Annotated in this window: 15 protein-coding genes, 2 pseudogenes and 1 riboswitch; of the genes and pseudogenes, 6 read left to right on the top strand and 11 right to left on the bottom strand. The window is 57.9% G+C overall.

Annotated features, from left to right (window positions below; genetic code table 11):
- Positions 1–163 precede the first annotated feature (163 nt).
- Positions 164–1063: a LysR family transcriptional regulator gene (locus tag J2Z31_RS15245; protein ID WP_028002917.1), complete on the bottom strand. Its 900-nt coding sequence runs from the start codon at positions 1061–1063 to the stop codon at positions 164–166.
- A gap of 151 nt (positions 1064–1214) precedes the next feature.
- On the opposite strand from J2Z31_RS15245, the gene J2Z31_RS15250 reads away from it, so the two are divergent.
- Complete coding sequence (locus J2Z31_RS15250; protein ID WP_234710713.1) at positions 1215–1361, top strand: hypothetical protein; 147 nt, start codon at positions 1215–1217, stop codon at positions 1359–1361.
- A gap of 29 nt (positions 1362–1390) precedes the next feature.
- Here J2Z31_RS15250 and J2Z31_RS15255 read toward each other — a convergent pair whose 3' ends face one another.
- The 6 genes and pseudogenes from J2Z31_RS15255 to J2Z31_RS15280 form a co-directional block, all read right to left on the bottom strand.
- Positions 1391–1873, bottom strand: a complete 483-nt coding sequence (locus J2Z31_RS15255) for an RES family NAD+ phosphorylase (RefSeq protein ID WP_209602422.1) — start codon at positions 1871–1873, stop codon at positions 1391–1393.
- On the bottom strand, positions 1870–2298 hold the full coding sequence (locus tag J2Z31_RS15260; protein ID WP_028002919.1) for an antitoxin Xre-like helix-turn-helix domain-containing protein: 429 nt from the start codon (positions 2296–2298) through the stop codon (positions 1870–1872). Before J2Z31_RS15260 ends, J2Z31_RS15255 begins: the two co-directional genes overlap by 4 nt.
- A gap of 289 nt (positions 2299–2587) precedes the next feature.
- Positions 2588–3048: pseudogene (locus J2Z31_RS15265) on the bottom strand (electron transfer flavoprotein subunit alpha/FixB family protein); the annotation flags it as partial.
- A gap of 138 nt (positions 3049–3186) precedes the next feature.
- Positions 3187–4512, bottom strand: a complete 1326-nt coding sequence (locus J2Z31_RS15270; RefSeq protein ID WP_033058331.1) for an APC family permease — start codon at positions 4510–4512, stop codon at positions 3187–3189.
- A gap of 58 nt (positions 4513–4570) precedes the next feature.
- On the bottom strand, positions 4571–5332 hold the full coding sequence (locus J2Z31_RS15275) for an N-formylglutamate amidohydrolase (protein WP_028002921.1): 762 nt from the start codon (positions 5330–5332) through the stop codon (positions 4571–4573).
- 2 nt (positions 5333–5334) lie between these two features.
- On the bottom strand, positions 5335–6711 hold the full coding sequence (locus tag J2Z31_RS15280; RefSeq protein WP_028002922.1) for an aminotransferase: 1377 nt from the start codon (positions 6709–6711) through the stop codon (positions 5335–5337).
- Positions 6712–7152: 441 nt separating this feature from the next.
- Here J2Z31_RS15280 and J2Z31_RS15285 point away from each other — a divergent pair, with 441 nt between their 5' ends.
- Genes J2Z31_RS15285 through J2Z31_RS15300 form a run of 4 tightly spaced genes read left to right on the top strand, consistent with a single transcriptional unit; the run spans position 7153 to position 12506 of the window.
- Positions 7153–8532 (top strand): glutamine synthetase family protein, encoded by a 1380-nt coding sequence (locus J2Z31_RS15285; protein WP_028002923.1) that lies wholly within the window; start codon positions 7153–7155, stop codon positions 8530–8532.
- A gap of 25 nt (positions 8533–8557) precedes the next feature.
- Positions 8558–9946 (top strand): aldehyde dehydrogenase family protein, encoded by a 1389-nt coding sequence (locus tag J2Z31_RS15290; RefSeq protein WP_028002924.1) that lies wholly within the window; start codon positions 8558–8560, stop codon positions 9944–9946.
- Between the two features lie 9 nt (positions 9947–9955).
- The gene (locus J2Z31_RS15295; protein WP_209602423.1) at positions 9956–10294 is read left to right on the top strand and encodes a hypothetical protein; all 339 of its coding nucleotides are present in this window, start codon (positions 9956–9958) and stop codon (positions 10292–10294) included.
- A complete protein-coding gene (locus J2Z31_RS15300; RefSeq protein ID WP_209602424.1) occupies positions 10287–12506 on the top strand; it encodes a N,N-dimethylformamidase beta subunit family domain-containing protein in 2220 nt (739 codons plus the stop codon). The genes J2Z31_RS15295 and J2Z31_RS15300 overlap by 8 nt, the downstream gene beginning before the upstream one ends.
- 47 nt (positions 12507–12553) lie before the next feature.
- Here J2Z31_RS15300 and J2Z31_RS15305 read toward each other — a convergent pair whose 3' ends face one another.
- The 3 genes and pseudogenes from J2Z31_RS15305 to dnaE2 form a co-directional block, all read right to left on the bottom strand.
- Complete coding sequence (locus tag J2Z31_RS15305; protein ID WP_028002927.1) at positions 12554–13804, bottom strand: D-amino acid dehydrogenase; 1251 nt, start codon at positions 13802–13804, stop codon at positions 12554–12556.
- Positions 13805–13935: 131 nt separating this feature from the next.
- A riboswitch (glycine riboswitch) is annotated at positions 13936–14019 on the bottom strand.
- 12 nt (positions 14020–14031) lie between these two features.
- Positions 14032–14967, bottom strand: a complete 936-nt coding sequence (locus J2Z31_RS15310) for a GntR family transcriptional regulator (protein ID WP_028002928.1) — start codon at positions 14965–14967, stop codon at positions 14032–14034.
- A gap of 171 nt (positions 14968–15138) precedes the next feature.
- A pseudogene (dnaE2, locus tag J2Z31_RS15315) lies at positions 15139–15450 on the bottom strand (error-prone DNA polymerase); the annotation flags it as partial.
- A gap of 609 nt (positions 15451–16059) precedes the next feature.
- Between dnaE2 and J2Z31_RS15320 the strand changes: the two are divergent.
- A complete protein-coding gene (locus J2Z31_RS15320) occupies positions 16060–16941 on the top strand; it encodes a DMT family transporter (protein WP_209602425.1) in 882 nt (293 codons plus the stop codon).
- A 567-nt stretch (positions 16942–17508) separates the two neighbouring features.
- Here the strand turns inward: J2Z31_RS15320 and J2Z31_RS15325 are convergent.
- The coding region (locus J2Z31_RS15325; RefSeq protein ID WP_209602426.1) for a non-ribosomal peptide synthetase at positions 17509–20203 on the bottom strand (2695 nt) is incomplete at its 5' end.

Raw genomic sequence — 20203 nt, forward strand, 5'->3', positions numbered from 1 at the left:
TCTGGGCACCACGACCGGCATGACAGCAGGTCTAGTCGCGACGCGCGGCCTACAACGGTCTCCAAATCTCCTCGCCCGTGCTTCCTGGAAAGGATCACATCAGCTCCGTCAGGCCCGGTTTTGCCTAGGGTATCAAATCCGCACTAGCCGACTAACCCTGCCATCAGACCGCAGGCGAGCCTCCAATTTCGCTTGCAAGCTTCAGGAAACCGTCGATGTAGGAGATCGCCTCTTCGCCGCGACGCACGCCGAGATTGATGCTCTTCTGGATGCCCGCATCACCGAGACGCAGGGCCCGGATCGGCAGACCAGCGGCATCCTCATTGAGCAGCCAGTCCGGAAGCACGGTCACCCCCCTGCCCGCGCAGACGAGCTGCAGCATGAGATCGATGGTTTCGGCGGTGCGATGCTCACGCGGCCGGCAATGCGCGGGAACGAGAAACCGCGTGTAGATGTCCAGCCGCTCCAGAGTTACTGGCACGGTGATCAGTTCCTCGTCGATCAGATCCTGGGGCTGCACGATCGCGCGCCTAGCGAGAGGGTGAGCTTCATGCACCATCAGAACAAGTTCGTAATCGAAGGCAGGCGTGAAGATGAGGTCCGGCGCGTCGATCGGATCTGGTGTGATGAGCAGGTCGATTTCATAGCCCAGAAGCGCTCCGACGCCGTCGAAGCGGAAGGCAGTCCGGACATCGAAGTCGACGTCGGGCCACCGGTTCAAATAGGGTGTGACAATGCGCGTCAGCCAACGTTGACAGGGATGGCATTCCATGCCGACGCGCAACGTTCCCCGCCGACCGACCGCGAAGTCGTTCAGCACCCGCTCCGCGTGCTCCATCTGTGGCAATACCCGTTCGGCAACACTGAGCAGGTACTCGCCAGTCTGCGTCAGTCGCAGGCCGCGGCCAGTTTTCATCCAGATCTTGATGCCATGCCGTTCCTCGAACTTGGCAACCATATGGCTTAGAGCGGACTGCGTGACGTTCAGTTTCTCGGCGGCCGCGGTGACGCTGCCGCGCCGGCTGACTTCCCTCAGGATTGCCAGATGCTGTCTGTCGATCATTATGACGGCTTCTCATGATTAGGTGAAATCCGCTCATAAATGAGCACGGCTAAGCTTTTCGTCAATTGGTGTCCAATCGAAGTCTCGGATCGAAGAGAGGAAATTGCCGTGGCGACGCTGGCGAGGTCGTCGACCGCAAGAACAGCACTCCATGAAATGTGCCTATGCAGAAAAACTGTTGGCACTCGACGAAGCGGCCGCCGATCCGCTGCCGATGTGGGTCGCCGAGACCGATTGCAAGAAGCCGCAGGCCGTTATCGATGCGCTTCATTCGGCAGTCGACCATGGAAATGGCTGACCAGTTTGAGAAAGGCGCTGTCCGTCGGGTTACGGACCAAACAGGCGACGGTTCCAGTAAACCGGTTGATGCAGGCTCGCCGCGAGATGCGGGAATTGCGGATGCGCAGGATTGATCAGAATATTGTTTTCTGGTCTCGCGACGACGCTTGGCACGAGCAGGATGGTACTGCGCCTTTGCAGGCACCATTCCTCGCCAAAAGCCTTGCTGACGGTCGCGGGCATCGAATCCCAGCCCGGCAATGCCGGTTGCGACAGCACCTCATAGCTCGTTCCGCTTGGGATCGTGATTTCCACGTAATGCTGGTTCGGCGGCAGCCGTCCGCTGCCGTGGACCAGCTTTTCGAGCAGCGCGGTCGAGTAATGCTCCGATGTGTAGATCAGCGGACTGCCGGGCGTATTCCATCGCCCCGGCGCAATTGTTGACCCCGTCGCATCGAAGATCGGATACGTTCCCGCTGGATCCCCTATTCGATAGCACGTCAGCGTTCGATCGAGAATCTGCGCCGTCACGCAGCGCTGCCGTATTTGAGGGCGCTCAGAATATCGAGCACCATTTCGGCGCCAAACTCGCTTTGAATGACGACGTCGATCGGCCGCCTATCCTCGATCATCGGATGAGCGTGAAACAGGAAATCGCGCGCTTCGTTGGGATCTCGCCAAACCTCCAGCGCCAAGCTCCAGACACGGGCAATGCGTGCAAGCCGGGTCCCCTCCTCCGGCGACAATATCTTTGCGCTCTTGCGCCGCTCATAGGTCGCCCGCGGCACCAAGCGATACTTGAATTGCGTGTCAGACGGCGCGACGAGATTGGACATTCGCTCGACAGTGCCAATCGGCAATCCCTGCTCGATTTGGGTAATCAAGCCGATCGGCGATTGGGGCACAGCCTTTGAGGGAAGACCAAGCACCTCGGCAACGCTGGAAAAAGCTAGCATGAATACTCCTGTTCACTTGAGACAAAATGTAGTATCAACTGAGGCGAACGTCAAGTCAGCGAAGGCGGGGGGTTATGACAATATTGCCGTGACGATACGGCCCGTTGCACCTGAGGATTGGAAAGCCGGCATTGGCGACAAGACATCAAGCCTTCCCCAGCTTTCGATCGCCTTGCTCACCGGGCGTTCGCCTAGGCTCTCATCGGACAGTTCGCCCATGACCAGCGCAACATCCGTCCCGCCCTTTCTTACCTGACGCGTAAGCTGCTCCAAAGCGTCTGCCGACTTGGGCTTCGAAGAGATCCATGACGAGGCCGCAGTCGGCAAGCTGGAAGATCAGTGCCTCCTCGTCCTTGTTGATCGATACGATGACCTTCGAGTCCTTCATGACGGCAAGGTGCTGGATGGCGCCCGAAATGCCACAGGCGATGTAGAGGTCGGGGGCGACCACGTTTCCGGTCTGGCCGACCTGCCAGTTGTTCGGCGCATGGCCGGCGTCGACGGCAGCGCGCGAGGCGCCGACGGCGGCACCGAGCTTATGGGCGACCCCGAAGAGCCTAGCGCGCGGCCGCGGGAGATAATGATCTTCGCCGAGGTCAGTTCCGGACGGTCGGAGGACGAGAGCTTGTCCTTGATGAATGTAGACAAAGAAAAAGTGGCCGCCGCCGGGACCTGTTCGACGGCAGCCGAGTTGCTGCCCTGGGAGGCAGACGGGAAGACTGTAGTTCGCGCGGTGATGACCCGCTTTGGCTCGCTTACCTCGGATTGGATTCCCAACCGCCGACCGCGAGGAAGTAGGTTTCAGCCCAATGGCAGAAAGAATGCTTCCTATCCAGTGCTGCGCGATGGGAAGGGCGATCACCAGCCGCCCTCCCCCTTAGACCCATCTTAGATGTCGGTAGTCATCGTTGGCAGTGGCCGCGTCAGGACACGGGTCTTCCCCAGAAGATAAACCAATCCTAACCCAAGCCAGCCGAATCCCAATCCGATGGCCACACGATCAAGGCTGAGAAAGAGGCTGGCGCAGAACAAAGCTCCCGCAACAGAAACCAGCATCAGCAGAGCGCGGCCGCTTCGCTCTTCCGGTTGTTTCAAAAGGTAGCCAATGACGCAGATATTGACGGCGAAGAACGCTGTGAACGCGCCAAAGTTGATGAAGGAGGTCGATGTCGTGATATCGAACTTGATTGCGCCGAGCATCACCACACCGACCAGGATGATGTTCACAACAGGCGTCTTCAGACGAGGATTGATGTAGCCAAACGGGGCGCTGGGAATAACGTTATCGCGGCCCATCACCAGGAGGAGCCGAGATGCGCTCGCATGCGCGCACAGTCCGGCGGCGAAGAAGGCAATGGCGACCACCAGCGTAAAGATGGTCTTGAACGTTTCGCCGCCCACTTGACCGACGATCTCGTAGGCCGCGGTATCGACGCTGTCGAACGTCAACGACGGATGCACCACCATCATCAGGTAGGTGGCGACGATGAAGATCCCGCCGCCAAAAACTGTCGCGATCATGATCGCGCGCGGAATCGACTGACGCGGATTGACCGTCTCCTCGGAAAGGGTCGAAATCGCGTCAAAGCCGAGGAACGAGTAGCATGCGACCGCGGCGCCAGCCATGATCATCGACCAGTTGGTCTGATCGTTGGTGAAGGGCTTTGCCGAGAACAACTCACCGTCAGGAAGGTGGCTGACGGCCACGACGCACAGATATGCCAGCATCGCTACCATCAGGAGTTGGGTGGCCATGATGATCAGATTGATACGGTCTGTAAGCTTGATGCCAAGGGTGTTGACTATCGTCGACAATACCGCGACGCCAACGACCCAAAAAGGGAACGGCACCGCGGGGGCGAGCGTAGACAGACTGGTCGCCGTCAAGAGGCATATGACCATCGGAATAAAGAAATAGTCCAGGAGAAGCACCCATCCGACGATAAAGCCGGAAATTGGCCCAAATACTTTCGAGGTGTAGGTGTAAGCCGAGCCCGCAACAGGGTTGCGTGAAGCCATGAAGCCGTAGCTGGCCGCGGTTGCGAGCATTGCCAGGGTTGCTACGACGTAGGCAGTGGCAACAGCTCCGCCGGTCTTGACTGCGATAGCGCCGAAGGTCGCGATAACGACGAGCGGCGACATGTAGGAAAGGCCAAACATCGCGGCCGATGTTGTGCTGAGCCTCCTGTCGAGTTTTACGTGTTCATTTGACACTGTTATGTTCTCCTCTGTGGTTCTGGGCTAACCACCGGACATCAGCCGGAGGTTTTCACTACTGCTTCTTTGGGGTCAGCATTCCTTTCAAGATGCGATGAAAACGGTCTGCCCAACCCGTTTCACCCTCTTTGTCGGAGATGAGATCGTTCCGGATCTCGATCATGGCGCCCGCGAAACCGAACGGGGCAGTGTGTCGCTCGATCGTGTGATACACACCATCGGTTGGCGCATATGGTTCGTTGTCGCCTACGACCAGATCGGGGTCCTGTCTCAGAGCGCTGAGAAGTTGTTGGGAAAGCCTGGTATCGTCGTTGTGAAGGATGCCCACATGCCAAGGTCTTTTGGCACCCTTGTAGACTGGGGTGTAGCTGTGGATCGAAATGAGCCATGGTGAACGCTGGTTGCGCCCATCAATGATCCGATCAACCGCGGCATGGAACGGCTCGTAGACCTCGGCGCAGCGGGTCGATCGCTCGACATCCGACAAGGCGGCGTTTCCGGGAATCTCCGTCGTCTCGCTCAGCTTGATGATTGATCCCGGATGGTCGGGCTCCCGATTGATATCGAGCACCAATCTCGACACGTTCGCATAAACGAGTGGCGCGTCGAGAAGGTCAGAAAGCTTCTCGGCAACGCCGAGCGCACCGGGATCCCAAGCGATATGTTCTGTGAGTTTCTCCGGCGGAAGTCCCAACCCATCAAGATGGGGCGGGACGTAGTTGGACGCGTGCTCGCAGATCAAAACGATCTGCGAGTTGCCATCCTCATTCCGGACACTGACGGGCGTCCGATCAGCGAGGAATGGTTCGACCCCCATGGTTACGCCACCTCGCCCTTCACCGTGCCGTAAACGACGTCGAGAACTTCCTTGAGCACGGCGAGAAGTTCCTCGATCTGACCGTGTGTGGAGATGAAAGGCGGAGCAAGAACGACCGATGAACCCAATGGACGGATGATAAATCCCCGATCGCGGGCTTCTTTCGAAATCCGCTCGCCGATGCGCAAATCACCGGAGAACGATTGCTTCGTCTTCTTATCAGCAACCGTCTCGAGCGCGCCCATCAGGCCCATTCCCCGCGCTTCTCCGATCATCGGATGATCCGCCAGCGCGCGGAGGCCGGATTGGAACGTCTCGCTCACGGATTTCACATTCTCGAAAACGCCCTCTTCAGTGATGATCCGAATTGCCTCAAGCGAAATCGCACATCCAACCGGATGGCCGCCGGTGGTGAACCCATGCGGAAACTCTTCCCAAACCTCACTTGCTGCTGTCGCCCGCTTGTCGATGTCAGCCGAGAGCATGACGGCGCCCATCGGGAAGTAACCGGCAGACATACTCTTCGAAGCAACGATGATGTCCGGCTGTTGTCCGACTGCCAGCGTCCCCCAGAGGCTGCCGGTGCGGCCAAAGCCGCAGATCACTTCGTCTGCGATCAACGGAATGCCATACCTTTGGAGGACCGGCTGGATCTTCGCAAAGTAGGTCGCCGGCGGAACAATGACGCCACCTGCGCCCATCACTGGCTCGGCGAACATGCCGGCGATCGTCTCGGGGCCTTCCTGAAGGATTCGTGTCTCCAGGTTGGCAGCAAGACGAGCAGCGAATTCATCGTCGCCCTCGCCGGGCAGTGCGAAACGCCAAGCGTGGGGGCAATCGAGTGTGACGATTTCCGGGCCCGGAAGCCCGAAGGCCTTAACGTAGTCCTTGCCGGTCAGCGCCGAGGCCATGACCGTGGCGCCATGATATGCATTCTTGCGAGTCAGAAGTTTGCGGCGCTCAGGCCTGCCTTCGGCAGCCCACATCATCCAGAGCAGCTTGACAATGGATTCGTTGGCTTCCGATCCGGAGTTGGTGAAGAACACGCGGCTCATCGGCGCAGGTGCGAGCTTGAGCATCCGTTCCGCCAGTTCAACGGTCGGCTTCGAGTTGCGGCCGAAGAACGTGTGATAGCCGGGGAACTCCTGATACTGCTTGAGTGCTGCATCGCTAAGGCGCCGCTCGGAGAAGCCGAGCGTCATGTTCCACAGACCGGAATTCCCTTCAAAGTACCGGCGGCCGACAGTGTCAATGATATAGGGACCTTCTCCGTGATCAATGATTACGGGGCCATCCGTTTTTAGCGAAGGAAGATCAGTGAACGTGTGGAAGAAGCTAGTCGCTTCGCGGCGCTCCCAAGACTGGGCTGCAATATTCATGAGGTCTCCTCCGATTAGGGACGACAGATTCTGTTCTTGGCATTAATTGCGTTTTGATGAGGCAAAACACTAAGCGTGATCGAACACCATCTTGCGGATTTTGTCAATTCATGTTCAAAGTGCTTTTTGCGAGACAGGGGCAAACGAGCCGCGTCTCGGCCGGAGGACATCGCAAAATGGCGCTTCTACGGGATGTTTTCCGCATCCGAATCTATTTGCCGGTGTTTTCAAAGGCCGAGAAATCTCGGGAGCTCGGCTAAAGGTGTGCCAGATGCGCGGGTGACGGAGTGTGCGCTTAGCCTGCGTAAGATGCAATTGACGTTTTTTTGGTGGCTGACCCAGCTGTAGGGCCGGCCTGCTTCGGAGGAGAAGAGATTGAACTACGAGTTTTTTCCACGCCGCGACGCGGTTCGTTCGACCGAGATCGACGGCACCTTGGGACTGAGAAGGGAGTCACCCGCGGGTCGGTTGACGCTCGACGAGTTGAGGGATGCGGTTTCCAAGGGGGAAATTGACACCGTCATTGTTGCTATGACCGACATGCAGGGCCGTCTCATCGGCAAACGCCTCACCGCCCGCTTTTTCCTTGAAACGAATGTGTCGCCGCAGCTTTTCTGCGACTATTTCCTTGCTACCGATATGGAGATGACGCTCGTTCCCGGATACGAGTCATCCTCCTGGGCAAAAGGTTACGGTGACTTCGCTTTGGTCCCGGATATCTCGACGTTGCGGGCGATACCATGGTTGCCGAAAACCGCCCTTGTTCTATCGGATGTCACGACATCTGGCGGTGTGCCCTTGAACCATTCTCCGCGCCAGGTCCTTCGGCGACAGCTCGATCGACTGGCAAAGTGCGGTTTTGCCGCGGACATGGCAGCAGAGCTCGAGTTCTATCTCTTCAATCAAACGTTCGAGGAGGCCCGTTCGGGGAAATACGACAATCTGAAGTTCTCAAGCTGGTATCCTGAAGACGGCCACATTTTCCAAACTTCCAAAGACGAGCCCTACATTCGCTCGATCCGCAACCTGATGGAGCTCGCGGATATCCCTATCGAAGGTTCAAAAGCCGAGTGCAGCCCGGGCCAGCAGGAAATCAACCTCCAATACGCCGAGGCTCTGGAAACCTGCGATCGTCTCGTCCTCTACAAGAACGGGTGCAAGGAAATTGCCTATCAGATGGGTAAGTCAGTGAGCTTTATGGCAAAGCTGAGCGAAACCCTTTCCGGTAATTCGTGCCACATCCACCTTTCACTTCGCAATCTGGAAACGGGAGCATCCGGCTTCTTCGATCCATCGCGCGAAGACGGTATGTCCGACGTTTTCAAGCAGTTTCTGGCCGGCGCAATCAAACACGCGCCGGCTGCCACTTACTTTTATGCTCCGAACATCAACTCCTATAAGCGCTTCACCGCTGGGACTTTTGCGCCGACGCGGCTGGCTTGGTCGGTTGACAACCGAACCACCGCCTATCGCGTCCTGGGCCAAGGTAAGTCCTTGCGGTTCGAATGCCGCGTTCCAGGCGCCGATGCCAACCCATACTTGGCATTCGCGGCACTGATCGCCAGCGGCTTGCAGGGAATTGAGGAGGAGTTGGTACTCCAGGATGCGTTCGCTGGCGACGCTTACGAAGCAGACAATGTGCCTCGGATACCTGGCGCGCTGTATCGATCTCTTGATCAACTCGAAGCTTCTTGCGCGTTTGAGAAAGCGCTCGGAGAAGACGTCGTCAGACATTACCTCCATTGCGGCCGTTGGGAACTCGGCGCTTTCGAAGGCGCTGTGACGGACTGGGAAAAGCTCCGGCTGTTCGAGCGTTGCTGATCTGGGAACATAAGAGGTCTATAAAATGGCATCGTTTGAAACGATAACCCCGGTTGACGGTTCCGTATTGCTGGTGCGGGAACGCCCCACGGCTCGGGAGGTGGACGCAGCGCTTTCCAGGGCAGCTAACGGCTTTAGAGCATGGCGTGACTGGTCGCTGGAACGCCGAATTGAGCTTCTCGAACGCGCGGTTGCGGCATTCGTAGGCGATAAGGAAGCCATTGCCGAAGAAATCACGAGGCAAATCGGCCGTCCAATCGCCTACAGCGGCGGCGAGGTGAACGGGTTTGAGGCGCGCGCTCGGACTATGCTGCGGCTGGCTCCAGAAGCACTCTCCCCTCATGTTCCGCCCGCGATCGACGGCTTCGAGCGCGATATTCAGCGCGCTCCGCTCGGGATAGTCGCTGTTCTGGCTCCGTGGAACTATCCGTTTCTTGCCGCCGTCAACGCGGTAATGCCTGCACTTGCAGCCGGAAACGTGGTCGTCTTGAAGCACTCCGACCAGACACCCCTGGCGGCAGAGCGGATGGATCAGGCATTCCGCTACGCCGGCTTGCCCGACGGTGTTTTCCAGTATCTCCACATTGACCATGACCAGGTCGCTGAGATGATCGCTGATCCCCGTGTTGCCTATGTTTGCTTCACCGGATCCGTGACCGGAGGCCATGCCGTTCAGCGTGCTCTCGCGAGATCCTTCACTTCCGCGGGACTCGAGTTAGGCGGCAAAGATCCGGCTTATGTTCGCGAAGACGCCAACATCGATTACGCTATCGCGAACATAGCGGAGGGAATCTTCTTCAACTCGGGGCAAAGCTGCTGCGGCATCGAACGCGTTTACGTGCATGAGCGGCATTTCAATACTGTGGTTGATGGGCTCGTCGCCTACGCGGAGCAGCTGAAGCTCGGCGATCCGAGAGACCACAGCACGACCCTCGGTCCCATGGTGAAAACCTCAGCGGCGAACTCTGTCCGCGACCAAATCAACAAAGCTTTAGCTCAAGGGGCGCGTTCCCTCGTTGATGCGAGGAAATTTGCTGCAGATACTGGCCGCACAGCCTATCTTGCACCGCAGATTATTATCAACTGCGATCATTCGATGTCGATCATGAGCGAAGAAACGTTTGGTCCGGTGGCAGGCGTGATGGCTGTCAGATCCGACCGGGAGGCGGTGCGCCTTATGAACGACAGCCGCTACGGGCTCACCGCATCGATCTGGACTTCGGATCGTGACGCAGCGCGCGCAATTGGTGATCAGCTTGAAACCGGCACTGTGTTCATGAACCGCTGCGATTACCTCGATCCCGAGCTTGCCTGGACCGGCGTAAAGGATTCAGGTCGAGGAGCGACATTGTCGCGGCTGGGCTTCGACTATCTCACACGCCCAAAGTCCTACCATTTCAAGCTGAGCGTTTGAGGTGCCGACATGTCGAGATACTCGCTTCAAGAGGAAGACAAGCAATACATCGACGAGTTTATGAAAAAACCGATCGGCTATCACAGCCCGGGACTCCAGCGCGTGCTGAACGTTATGCGCGGCGGAGATGTCAATGGGAAATACGTCTTAGTCATCCTCGAGCCGTTTCGCAGATGGGCGCTCGGTCGGCTTCCTGCTCGCCGTGGCGAGCCAATCTCGCTGGTGGAGGGTGTGGAATATACCTGCCAACTGCAAGCTGAACGCGACGTGTTCATTCGCCGGTGGAGGGATCTGACCGGCGAAGACATCAGCGATGCATTAAACAGGGAGGGTTCCGCAAATGCTTAAGATCACCGCATATTCGAGCAGGATCAGCTACCGACCAGGTGACGAGGTAGATGTCAAGGTGAGCGCCGTCGGCATGAAATCTTTCAGTGCCGTTCTGAAGCGCATCGTTCAGGGCGACATCAACCCGGACGGCCCGGGTTACAGAGAAGACGCTGTACCCTGTGACATTGGTGGGCCATTCACGGCTCGGGAACAGAAGATTCTTACCGGATCATATGGCCGCGTGCAGACATCCGCTGGGTTTGCGGTAGCGGGCAGCGTAACGGTTGCAGCGTTGATCTGGCCGACCCTGCCGGGAGTTGCAAGGCAAGCGATCGTGTCGGTGGGCTCGGAGTCAGGCCTCCGTCTCGGTCTTGATGAGAAAGGTCGCGCAACTTTCGAGGCCGTAAGTGGTGGCCGGCGTGTTGGCCATGCAACCACCACAGCGGCCTGCCGCATGAAGGCATGGTATGCAATTATCGGAACATTCCGTCCCGAGACGAGTGAACTTGAAATCGAGCAGGTCCCGCTGCAGCGTTTTCGAGGTATAGAGGACAGCGGCTGCGCGAAAGCGACGATATCTGAATCCATCGATGTCGATTGGAGCGAAATCCTTTTCGCCGCCGAGCGCGGGTCCGATGGCGCTCCCGCTTCTTTTTATAACGGAAAGATTGAAGCTCCATTTATCTGTAGTGGACAGCCTGGCCCCGACGACGTCACTGACCATTTGAAAGGTGCGAAGAAACTCGAAGCCGTAATCGCTGATTGGGATTTCAGTCACGACATTGCACACGATACCTTCGCCGACTGCGGGCCGCATTCTTTGTGTGGCAAACTTTTCAATCTTCCCCACCGTGCCGTATCCGGTTTCGCATGGGACGGGTCGACCTACAGGTGGGATGAACGGCCTGAGCACTACGGTGCCGTCCACTTCCACGATGATGACCTCTATGACGCGATGTGGGAAAATGACTTCACCTTCCGCCTACCAGAGGGTTTGAAGAGTGGCGTCTATGCCGTTCATCTGACCTCGGATGACGAAGCAAGCGAATATTACGTCGTCTTCGGCGTGAAAGCCGCCAAGAATGCCAAGAAGAGCCCCGTCGTCTTCGTCATGCCGACGGCAAGCTATATCGCTTACGCCAACCATCGCCTTGGCCTCGATGTTTCCGAGACCGAAATCGGTGCTGGTCAGCTCCTGCAAATCGACAAGCACCATTCGTTCTTGCAGGAGAACCCGCAGTACGGCCTGTCTCTGTACGAGGTGCACTCAGACGGTTCCGGCGTTTTCTACTCCTCCCGTCTGCGTCCGGTCGTCGACATCCAGCCAAAGGTGCAAGGCTTTATTGGCGGTCTTGGTTCGAACATCTGGCAGTTCAATGCCGACACACATATCCTTGGTTTTTTCGAAGATCGCGGCCTGGACTACGACGTTCTGACAGACGAAGATCTTGAGGCCGATGGAGTTGAAGCCCTGGCCGACTATCAAGTCCTTGTCACCGGAAGTCACCCCGAGTACACGAGCACCCGCATGCTCGATGCGTACCGAGACTATTCTGAACGTGGCGGCCGGATCATGTATCTGGGCGGGAACGGCTTCTACTGGCGGATCACCTACAACAGCAAATTGCCAGGCGTGATCGAGTGCCGGCGTTCAGAGAGCGGCATTCGCGGTTGGGAACCGGGGACCGGCAACTACTACCATCAGTTCACCGGTGAGCTGGGCGGACTGTGGAGGCGAATTGGTCGCGCGCCACAGCAGGTCTTCGGTGTCGGAATGACCGCCCAGGGTTTTGACCTGTCATCGCCATATGTCAAAACGGATCACGCGAAAGATCCAAGGGCAGCTTTCATTTTCGAAGGTGTGGCTGGCGACGTCATCGGCGATTTCGGTCTGAACGGCGGCGCCGCCGCGGGCAACGAGATCGACAGGGCGGACTTCGCGCTCGGCACACCACCGAATGCCCTCATCGTTGCCTCGTCGCGTGTCCATACGGATATCTACCTGATGACTCCGGAGGATCTCCTAGATCCGACGCCGACTTGGTCTGGCACCCAAAGCGACCTCATTCGGTCCGACATGACATTCTTCGAGACTTCCACAGGTGGGGCGGTCTTCTCGACCGGCTCAATCGCTTGGGCGGCCTCGATGGCCTGGAATAAATATGACAACGAGGTGGCCAGAATCACCGAAAACGTCGTCAGGCGCTTCTCGAACCCAGCAAAGTTCTGAGGGCAAGAAGGCCGGCACGATCGCCGGCCTTCTTGCTTGCGACGGTCTCAATTAGCCTGCAAAGAGCCGGCGACCGCCTCTCCCAACAGTTCGGCCGTCGCGCACGACAAGGTCCATCCCAGGTGCCCGTGACCTGTGTTGTAGAAGACGTGTGGCTGACGACCTTTCCCCACGCGCGGAAGCATGTTCGGCATCATGGGGCGCAGACCGCTCCAAGGGACTACCTGGCTCGTGTTCACCTGCGGGAAATGGTGACGAGTCCAGCGGACAAGAGGTGTGATCCGATCAGCGCGGATATCGTAGTTCACGCCGTTGATTTCCGCCGTGCCTGCCACACGGAAGCGGTCCCTGCCAAGACGGCTTGTGACGATCTTCGCCGCGTCATCGAGCAAGCTGACCCAGGGTGCCCCCTCCTGGCTGCGCTCATCATCCAGATGAATCGTGATGGAGTATCCTTTCACCGGATAAATGTTGACGCGGTCACCAAGCATGCCAGCGAAGTGTCGGCTTGCCACGCCCGCGCAAATGACCAGGCCGTCGAACGCCTGCTCATTCGGCTGACCGCTAGCGATCTCTGCTGTCGCGTTGACAGGTTTCCATTGGACCGCCAGTCCGATTCGCTGCCGTTGAAAGCCTATGACGTTGGCCTCCAGCTGAAAGCTCGCTCCTTTTCGGATGCACGCATCCGCAAGGCCTCGGGTAAATTTATGGATGTCGCCTGTCGCGTCGGACGGGGTGTAGAATCCGCCGTAGAAGTCCCCTGTGAGCGTCGGTTCGATGGTCCGGATTTCAGACGGCGTAACAGATCGGCGATCAAGCCCAGCGGCTTTAAGAAGCGCGTTTACCTCGCTCGCGTGTCGGTAGCTTTTTTCGTCGCGATAGAAATGCAGGATGCCTCGGCGTTCGAAATCGAATTCGATCCCTTCGCGCATCGCGATATCGAACATGTACTGGCGTGCCTGAATTGCAAGCCTCGCGGTATTGACAGTATTGGCCTTGTAGTTGGGGATGGCCGTAACAAACTCAGCCAGCCAAGAGTATTTGGACCAGGATGGTTTTGGATTGATGAGAAGGGGCGCGTCTTTCGTAAGCATCCATTTCACGCCTTTGAGGAGGGTCGACCAGTGGTTCCACACCTCCGCATTGCTCGCCGACAGCTGGCCGCCATTGGCAAATGACGTCTCCATCGCGGGATACGCGTGTCGATCGAAGACCGTGACTTTGTAGCCACGGCTAAGCAGCGAATAGGCCGTCGTAATTCCGGTAACACCGGCACCAATAATTGCGAGGTGGGGCATTTTGTTCTCCAAAGGACAGTTGTACGAGGGTCACGCTGACCCGGCCAATTCCCCATCTGTCCTTGGTACCTGAGAGCTTCCCGCAGGTGCGGTATCCCCTTCGGTGGGCATTGCTGCCACTCTCCAGATTTTCCAGCTATGCGGTCCTTTTGCCTGAGAGATTCTGGGGAATTGCTCCATCGGCGTCGCTTGGCGATCTCTCCCGCACACCCTTTCGGAAACTCTATTTATTGCGTCTTGCGCCCTCCACCGTCCTCGGCCTCATCTGTCTCGGAAAGCCGAACCTTGCCTCCTCGCAGGAGCTCGAGATCATGGTCCATGTGGGCGAACGTTTCGTCGCGGGATATCTGCAAGTGAATATGCATCAACGAGGCAGCCAACTGGCGGTTGCCTTCCAGCAGGGCAGCAATTATTCCTCTGTGCTCAATCATTGACTGGCGCAGACGTTCTATCCGGATGAATCCTATATATTCTGTGACTCGGCGAATGTTGTTTTGGCGCTCGATCGCACTCACCAGCTCTGCTGTCTGGGCGCCTTGCGCTACCACTTTGTGAAATCGAGCATCGAGATCGAACAGCCGCCGGCGATCCATGCGATGGACATTCTCTATTGCATCGGCATGATCTTCATCAAGATCTCGAAACGCCGCAGCGTCTACCTTGTAGCTATCGGCCAGAATGCCTGCTGGCTCGATGATTTGTCGAAACCGGTAGCTGTCTTCCATCGCGCGCGGACTGACATCGGCAAAAATCCAACCGCGACCGGGTGAAGGCTCGACGAGATGATCTCGCGTCAGGCGCCGCAGCGTTGAAGCGAGAACGCCATTGGGAACCGAGTAACGCTGCATCAAGGCGCGTTCACTGAAAACAGTGTTGAGCTCGCCAATCGCCATGTCGCGCATCACGCGTTCGTCGAGCAACTCGTCGGTTTGATTGTCGCCATTGAGCAGCGACGCTGGATCTTTGAGAATGAACCCGCGGCGCGGCTCGAAATCGAGTACACCTTCGGACTGCAGCTTTTGCAAGACCCGGCGAATTGGCGTCCGTGACACACCCAACTGATCGGCAACTTCCGCCTCGTTGATGCGATCACCGCACTGGAGGTCGTCGCTTAGCTGCAAGCGCAACTGTTCCAGGATGCGAGCTTGAAGTGGTGTCTGCATTCTTGATCTCGATGTTGCCTAAATTGCGTTTTACCTACTCAAAACACTTTTGTCCAGCATTATGAGTTCCGTTGGGGGTGCGCGCATTCACCTCTCGCCTCATTACCCTTCTTTGACCGGAATAGAACCCGCGATACCCACGTTGGCTACGCGTAACGAACCTGTAACTCAACCGAAGCCTTCCAGCTGGCAGGATGTCTTCTTGGCGAACTCCGGCGAGTAGCCGTTCCGGACCATCCGCGAGACAAGATTGTACTTGAAGCGTGTCCGTGATTGAAGGTCGCCATGGATTTCGGAGCTGGTCCGCTTCGCCGCCCGTGAACCCCCACAGACAATCGCCACATTCATGGCCGACTCCTGAAACAGTGGCACGCCCAGCGACTCATCGGGGACCGCCTGCAATTCCGGTGTCGGGTACTCGACCTTCGCCTTGCCCTCGCGCCGCCGCAGACAGCGATGCACCATGTCGCCTTGGATCGGGCCGCCTGGTGCTTCAGGCGTTCGGGACGCCATCTCCCCTCAAGGGAAGCAAGTTCGTGGATGCCGTATCGCCACCCGAGCTGCATGGGAGCCGGTAGTGGTAGGCGGGTTCGTTTCGGGCTCGCTGAGCTCGATCGCTATCCGACAATTCTGTCGCCTTTGCCGATTTGGCGACATGAGCCTTGTTCAACCAGCTTGTTTGGATGTTTGATTAAGTAGCTGAAAAGAAGCATGAAGCTCATTCTTTAGCGCCTTCGTCCAATTGGCATGAAATTTGAAATCATCTGTTGAGAAACGGCTGGGCTGCTTGCCGGCAGACACGGCCAAACTCGATCTCGGCCAGCAATCGTTCCCTGGATCTGCGCGACCGAGAAGCATCCACAACCAGCGCGGACCAAAGGGGGAGATTTGGATGTCATTGGCACGGATGAGCAAGCGCGGCGTTGGCCGCTCCAGAGCTGAATCCTTTTGTGGAGCATGGGGCCAGGATCGCCGTTTTGGATATAGATACTGATGCCACCCCGGTCATATCGCCGCCAAGCTCATCAAATGTCTGGCTGCGCGCGGGCCTGAAGGTCACGAGGCAACTCAATCAACCAAGTAAGCTCAACCATGAACAATAAAGCGTCGGGCTATGTTTATGTCCTGTTGGCCGTGACACTTTTCGCTGCCCGGGATGGTTTTTCCAAGTTACTTGGTGAGAAGTATCCACCGGTCATGGTGACAATGATGCGACTTTGGGCGTTTGCGCTGTTTGTGACGGTTCTTGCAGCATCCTCTCCAGTAGGGCTGCGTGGCGCCTTATTCACTCAACGTCCAATTCTGCAGACATTCCGAGGTTTTCTCCTGGTGAGCCAGATCGTTGTGGTCATCCTCGCCTTCACGACTGCTGGGCTGGCCATGAGTCAGGCGATACTTGGAGCAACACCTCTGGTGGTTACCATACTGTCGGTGCCAATACTCGGCGAAACGGTGGGTCGGCGTCGTGCCATTCCTGTGGTCATTGGCTTGCTTGGCGTTCTAGTGCTTCTAAACCCTGTTAACGCTCATTTCGATATGCGCCTGCTGTTTCCTATAGCTGCTAGTCTTATATATGCCATGTATTCCATCGCCACCCGCGCGGTCAGTCGGGACGACTCCGCCGTGACAAGCGTCTTGTATGCAGGGGTCCCGGGAGCCGTGGCCATAACGTTCGTCGGGCCATTCTACTGGACACCTATACATATGGCCGATTGGCCCGCAATGACCGCGCTGTGTGTTTGCGGGGCGCTTAGCCAATATTTTCTCATCAAGGCGTATGGACTGCTCAGTGCCGTTGAGGTTCAACCTCTCACATACGTCCACCTCGTTTTGAGCGGTGCTGTTGCGACGGTCTTTTTTGGTGAGACTGTGACGTGGAACATGCTAGCCGGCGCGGTGATCGTGGTCGGCGCCGGTCTGTTTACTGTTTGGAGGGAATACTGGCTGGAAGTGCGACGAACGAAGTCGATTTGAAGGATGGTAAATTGTGCGCCTTCGATAACGCAGGTCTGAACCAGGTAACCTCTAAGCTCCATGCCTCCGCTAAGTGCATTCGGCAACAAGAAGGTTGGGCGGCAGTTTGAAATCTTCAGAACTCTATCGGCGCCGACCGGGCCCGATGTTCCGGCCAAGCCTCCATATGACCTTATATGAGACCTGCCCCGGGTGAAAAATCCCAGGCGCAGCGTCTTTGCATTTGCCTTTAACGGCGTCCCAAGGGGACAGGGCGTCTCGCACACCAGCCGTTATAGCCCGCTTTGCTCTCAGCAAGGCGGGTTTCGGAGTCCTGTTGCTGCTTCTGGAGCTGGGCGCATTGGTTTCGTTCCGCGTTGCGGCCGGCTGTCAGATGGTTTCGGCGCTGTACGGAGCGCACGGGCGATTGCGGTCACCTTTCTTGTCTCTGTTATCCTCCTGGCCTTGCGCCTACACTGCCACTGGCGGGCCTCGCGCTTTCCCAGCGAAAGCAAGGAAAGTTCCCGCTGGGAGACGCCGGCTCGACGCGCCGCGATCGCTTGCGACTCCCATCACGGCCAGCTAGCCTCATCGGGCCTGTTTACTTGCAATTGCAGGCGTTGTTGGTGAGCGGTTTAAGGCAGTTGATAGCCATCGGGCCAGAACTCGGCGATTTTCCGGAACACTCATCATCGTCATGTGGCCGCCTGGGATCGGAGTGGCATGAACACGCTCCGCACCTACTATCTGTTCCCAACCCCGCATGGGCGAGCTTGCCTCTTGACCTTTGGCATTTTTTTCAACTCGTGCACAGCGACTGACGACAGGCTCAGAGGCATAAAACTGATGTATTTCGATTGGCAGGGGTGGAATTTGATACGACTGCACCGCCCGTTGGAACCGTACGATTCTCTCATACATAGAAGCGTCGACTTGGAGTGTCTCATCGTCCACGGCTTCGAGAGCTTCCTGCACCGCTTCTCGTGCCACTTGGGGGGACTGTGCGCCTGATTGATTTACAGGTAGCGTAACATCAATGAAGCCCATGAATGACACGGTTTGATGGAGACTCAGGAGGCGCTCGGCAATTGCATAAGCCAGGATTGCGCCTGAAGAGTAACCAGCAAGGCGATACGGTCCTTGCCGCTGGATTTCTTTGATCGCCAGGATTACCTCCGCGGCTATTTTTTCAAGTGCCGGTGCACCACCTTCATCAAAAAACGGCCATGGCAATGCATAGACGGGACAATCCACGTCCATGTCCATTACCAACTTAGCTACATAGGAACAGTCACCCAAACCCGTAGGAACAAAGAAGAGCGGCGGCTGCAATCCCTTTGCGCGAACGCAGAGCGCCCCCAGCTTGTTGGCCTGTACCTCCAAATCAACCTTTGACGCCAGATCCTTTAGAACAGGAGCTTGGAAGATATCGGCGGTGCTAAACTTCAGGCCAAGATGGAGCGCTTGACTGAGCAGCTGCACCACCAGCAGCGAATGGCCGCCGAGTTCGAAGAAGTTGTCGTGACGGCCGACCCGCTCGATGCCGAGCAGCTCTTCCCAGATCGCCGCCAGCAGCGTCTCGACCGCGCCCTGCGGCGCTTCATAGCCCCGCCGCGCATAGGCATCGTCGTCGGGAACCGGCAGCGCCTTGCGATCGAGCTTGCCGTTCGGCGTCAGCGGCAGTGCGTCCAGCCGCACAAAGGCGGCCGGCACCATGTAGTCCGGCAGCAGGCCACCGAGATGGGCGCGCAACGCCGCCGCAAGCTCGGCGCCATCGGGCTCGTCCGACCCGTCCGTCGTCTTCGCGACCACATAGGCGACGAGCCGCTTGTCGCCGGTCGCATCCGCGCGCGCCACGACGGCCGCATCGGCGACAAGCGCGTGCTCGCAGAGCCGGGCGGCGATCTCGCCCGGCTCGATGCGGAAGCCGCGGATCTTCACCTGCTCGTCGTTGCGGCCCAGAAACTCGAGATTGCCGTCCGGCAGATAGCGGGCCAGGTCGCCGGTGCGGTACATGCGACCATCCGCCTCGCCGCTGAACGGATCGGCCAGGAACCGCTCGGCCGTCAGCGCCTGGCGGTTGAGGTAGCCGCGCGCTACCCCTGCCCCGCCGATATAAAGCTCGCCCACCGCCCCGAACGGAACGGGTTGACCATGATCGTCGAGCAGGTACGCCCGCGTGTTCGATATCGGACGCCCGATCGGGACAATCGCCGCTTTAAACCCAGCGGGATGAATCCAAGATGTCGCGTCGATTGTTGCCTCGGTAGGCCCATAGAGGTTAACAAGTCCGCGTCCTGCGAGTTGCAGCCATTTATTGGCTAACTCGCTTGTTATGAGCTCTCCGCCACAGAACACGTATCGTAAATTCTCAATTCCTTTTTTCCCAACGTCAGTGGCCTCAAGCAATGCTGAAAGAAGCGACGGAACCACTTGCAAAACCGTCACTCGGCGCCTGCTTAGTAGGCCCAGGATTGTTCGGATATCTAATTGCCCGTCGAGAAAAGGAAGAATTGAATGTGCGCCAATCGACAAGGCGGTCCATAGCTCCCAACCGGCGGCATCAAAAGAGATGGAGGTTCGCTGCAAGAAAACGTCGTGGGCCGCAAGCTGGAAGTGATTCGCGTGCCAGATCGAATGGTTCACCAGACTTCGATGCTCGACCATGACGCCCTTAGGCGTTCCGGTGGAGCCGGAGGTGTAGATGACATAGGCGAGATGCCGGGAGTTCAGGCCGAGGGAATGCGGGTCGGGATCGTCAGCGGACTGGTCGGCCCAGGCGGGGGTGGCGGTGTCGAGATCGACCACGCTCAGGCTTGCGATGGCCTCGGCGCCCAGCGCCTCGCGGCCGGCGGCATCGCACAGCAGCAGCCGCGGTGCGGCATCGTCGAGCACCTGGTTGAGCCGCGCGCACGGATAGGCCGGGTCGAGCGGCACATAGGCACCGCCCGCTTTCAGGATCGCCAGCAGTCCCACCACCATCGCCGGGCTGCGCTCGAGGCAGATCGCCACCGGCTGGTCCGGTTTGACCCCAAGCCCGATCAGATGATGGGCCAGCCGGTTGGCCTGGGCGTTGAGCGCGCCATAGCTCAGCTCTTCATCCTCGAAGACCACCGCCACTGCGTCCGGCGCCCGGCGCACCTGCGCTTCGAACAGCTCATGGACGCAAAGCTCCGACGGATAGTCCACTTCCGTCCGGTTCAGCTCCTCCAGCAGATAGCGGCGCTCGTCGGCCGGCAGGATGTCGATGCGGCCGACCGGCTGCTCGGCGTCGGCAACCATC

It is taken from the genome of Sinorhizobium kostiense (assembly GCF_017874595.1).
GTDB lineage: Bacteria > Pseudomonadota > Alphaproteobacteria > Rhizobiales > Rhizobiaceae > Sinorhizobium > Sinorhizobium kostiense.

Coding starts and splice junctions, on each gene's coding strand:
- J2Z31_RS15245 (WP_028002917.1), bottom strand. CDS start 1,063: ATGATCGACAGACAGCATCTGGCAATCCTGAGGGAAGTCAGCCGGCGC.
- J2Z31_RS15250 (WP_234710713.1), top strand. CDS start 1,215: ATGAAATGTGCCTATGCAGAAAAACTGTTGGCACTCGACGAAGCGGCC.
- J2Z31_RS15260 (WP_028002919.1), bottom strand. CDS start 2,298: ATGCTAGCTTTTTCCAGCGTTGCCGAGGTGCTTGGTCTTCCCTCAAAG.
- J2Z31_RS15275 (WP_028002921.1), bottom strand. CDS start 5,332: ATGGGGGTCGAACCATTCCTCGCTGATCGGACGCCCGTCAGTGTCCGG.
- J2Z31_RS15280 (WP_028002922.1), bottom strand. CDS start 6,711: ATGAATATTGCAGCCCAGTCTTGGGAGCGCCGCGAAGCGACTAGCTTC.
- J2Z31_RS15290 (WP_028002924.1), top strand. CDS start 8,558: ATGGCATCGTTTGAAACGATAACCCCGGTTGACGGTTCCGTATTGCTG.
- J2Z31_RS15295 (WP_209602423.1), top strand. CDS start 9,956: ATGTCGAGATACTCGCTTCAAGAGGAAGACAAGCAATACATCGACGAG.
- J2Z31_RS15300 (WP_209602424.1), top strand. CDS start 10,287: ATGCTTAAGATCACCGCATATTCGAGCAGGATCAGCTACCGACCAGGT.
- J2Z31_RS15305 (WP_028002927.1), bottom strand. CDS start 13,804: ATGCCCCACCTCGCAATTATTGGTGCCGGTGTTACCGGAATTACGACG.
- J2Z31_RS15310 (WP_028002928.1), bottom strand. CDS start 14,967: ATGCAGACACCACTTCAAGCTCGCATCCTGGAACAGTTGCGCTTGCAG.
- J2Z31_RS15320 (WP_209602425.1), top strand. CDS start 16,060: ATGAACAATAAAGCGTCGGGCTATGTTTATGTCCTGTTGGCCGTGACA.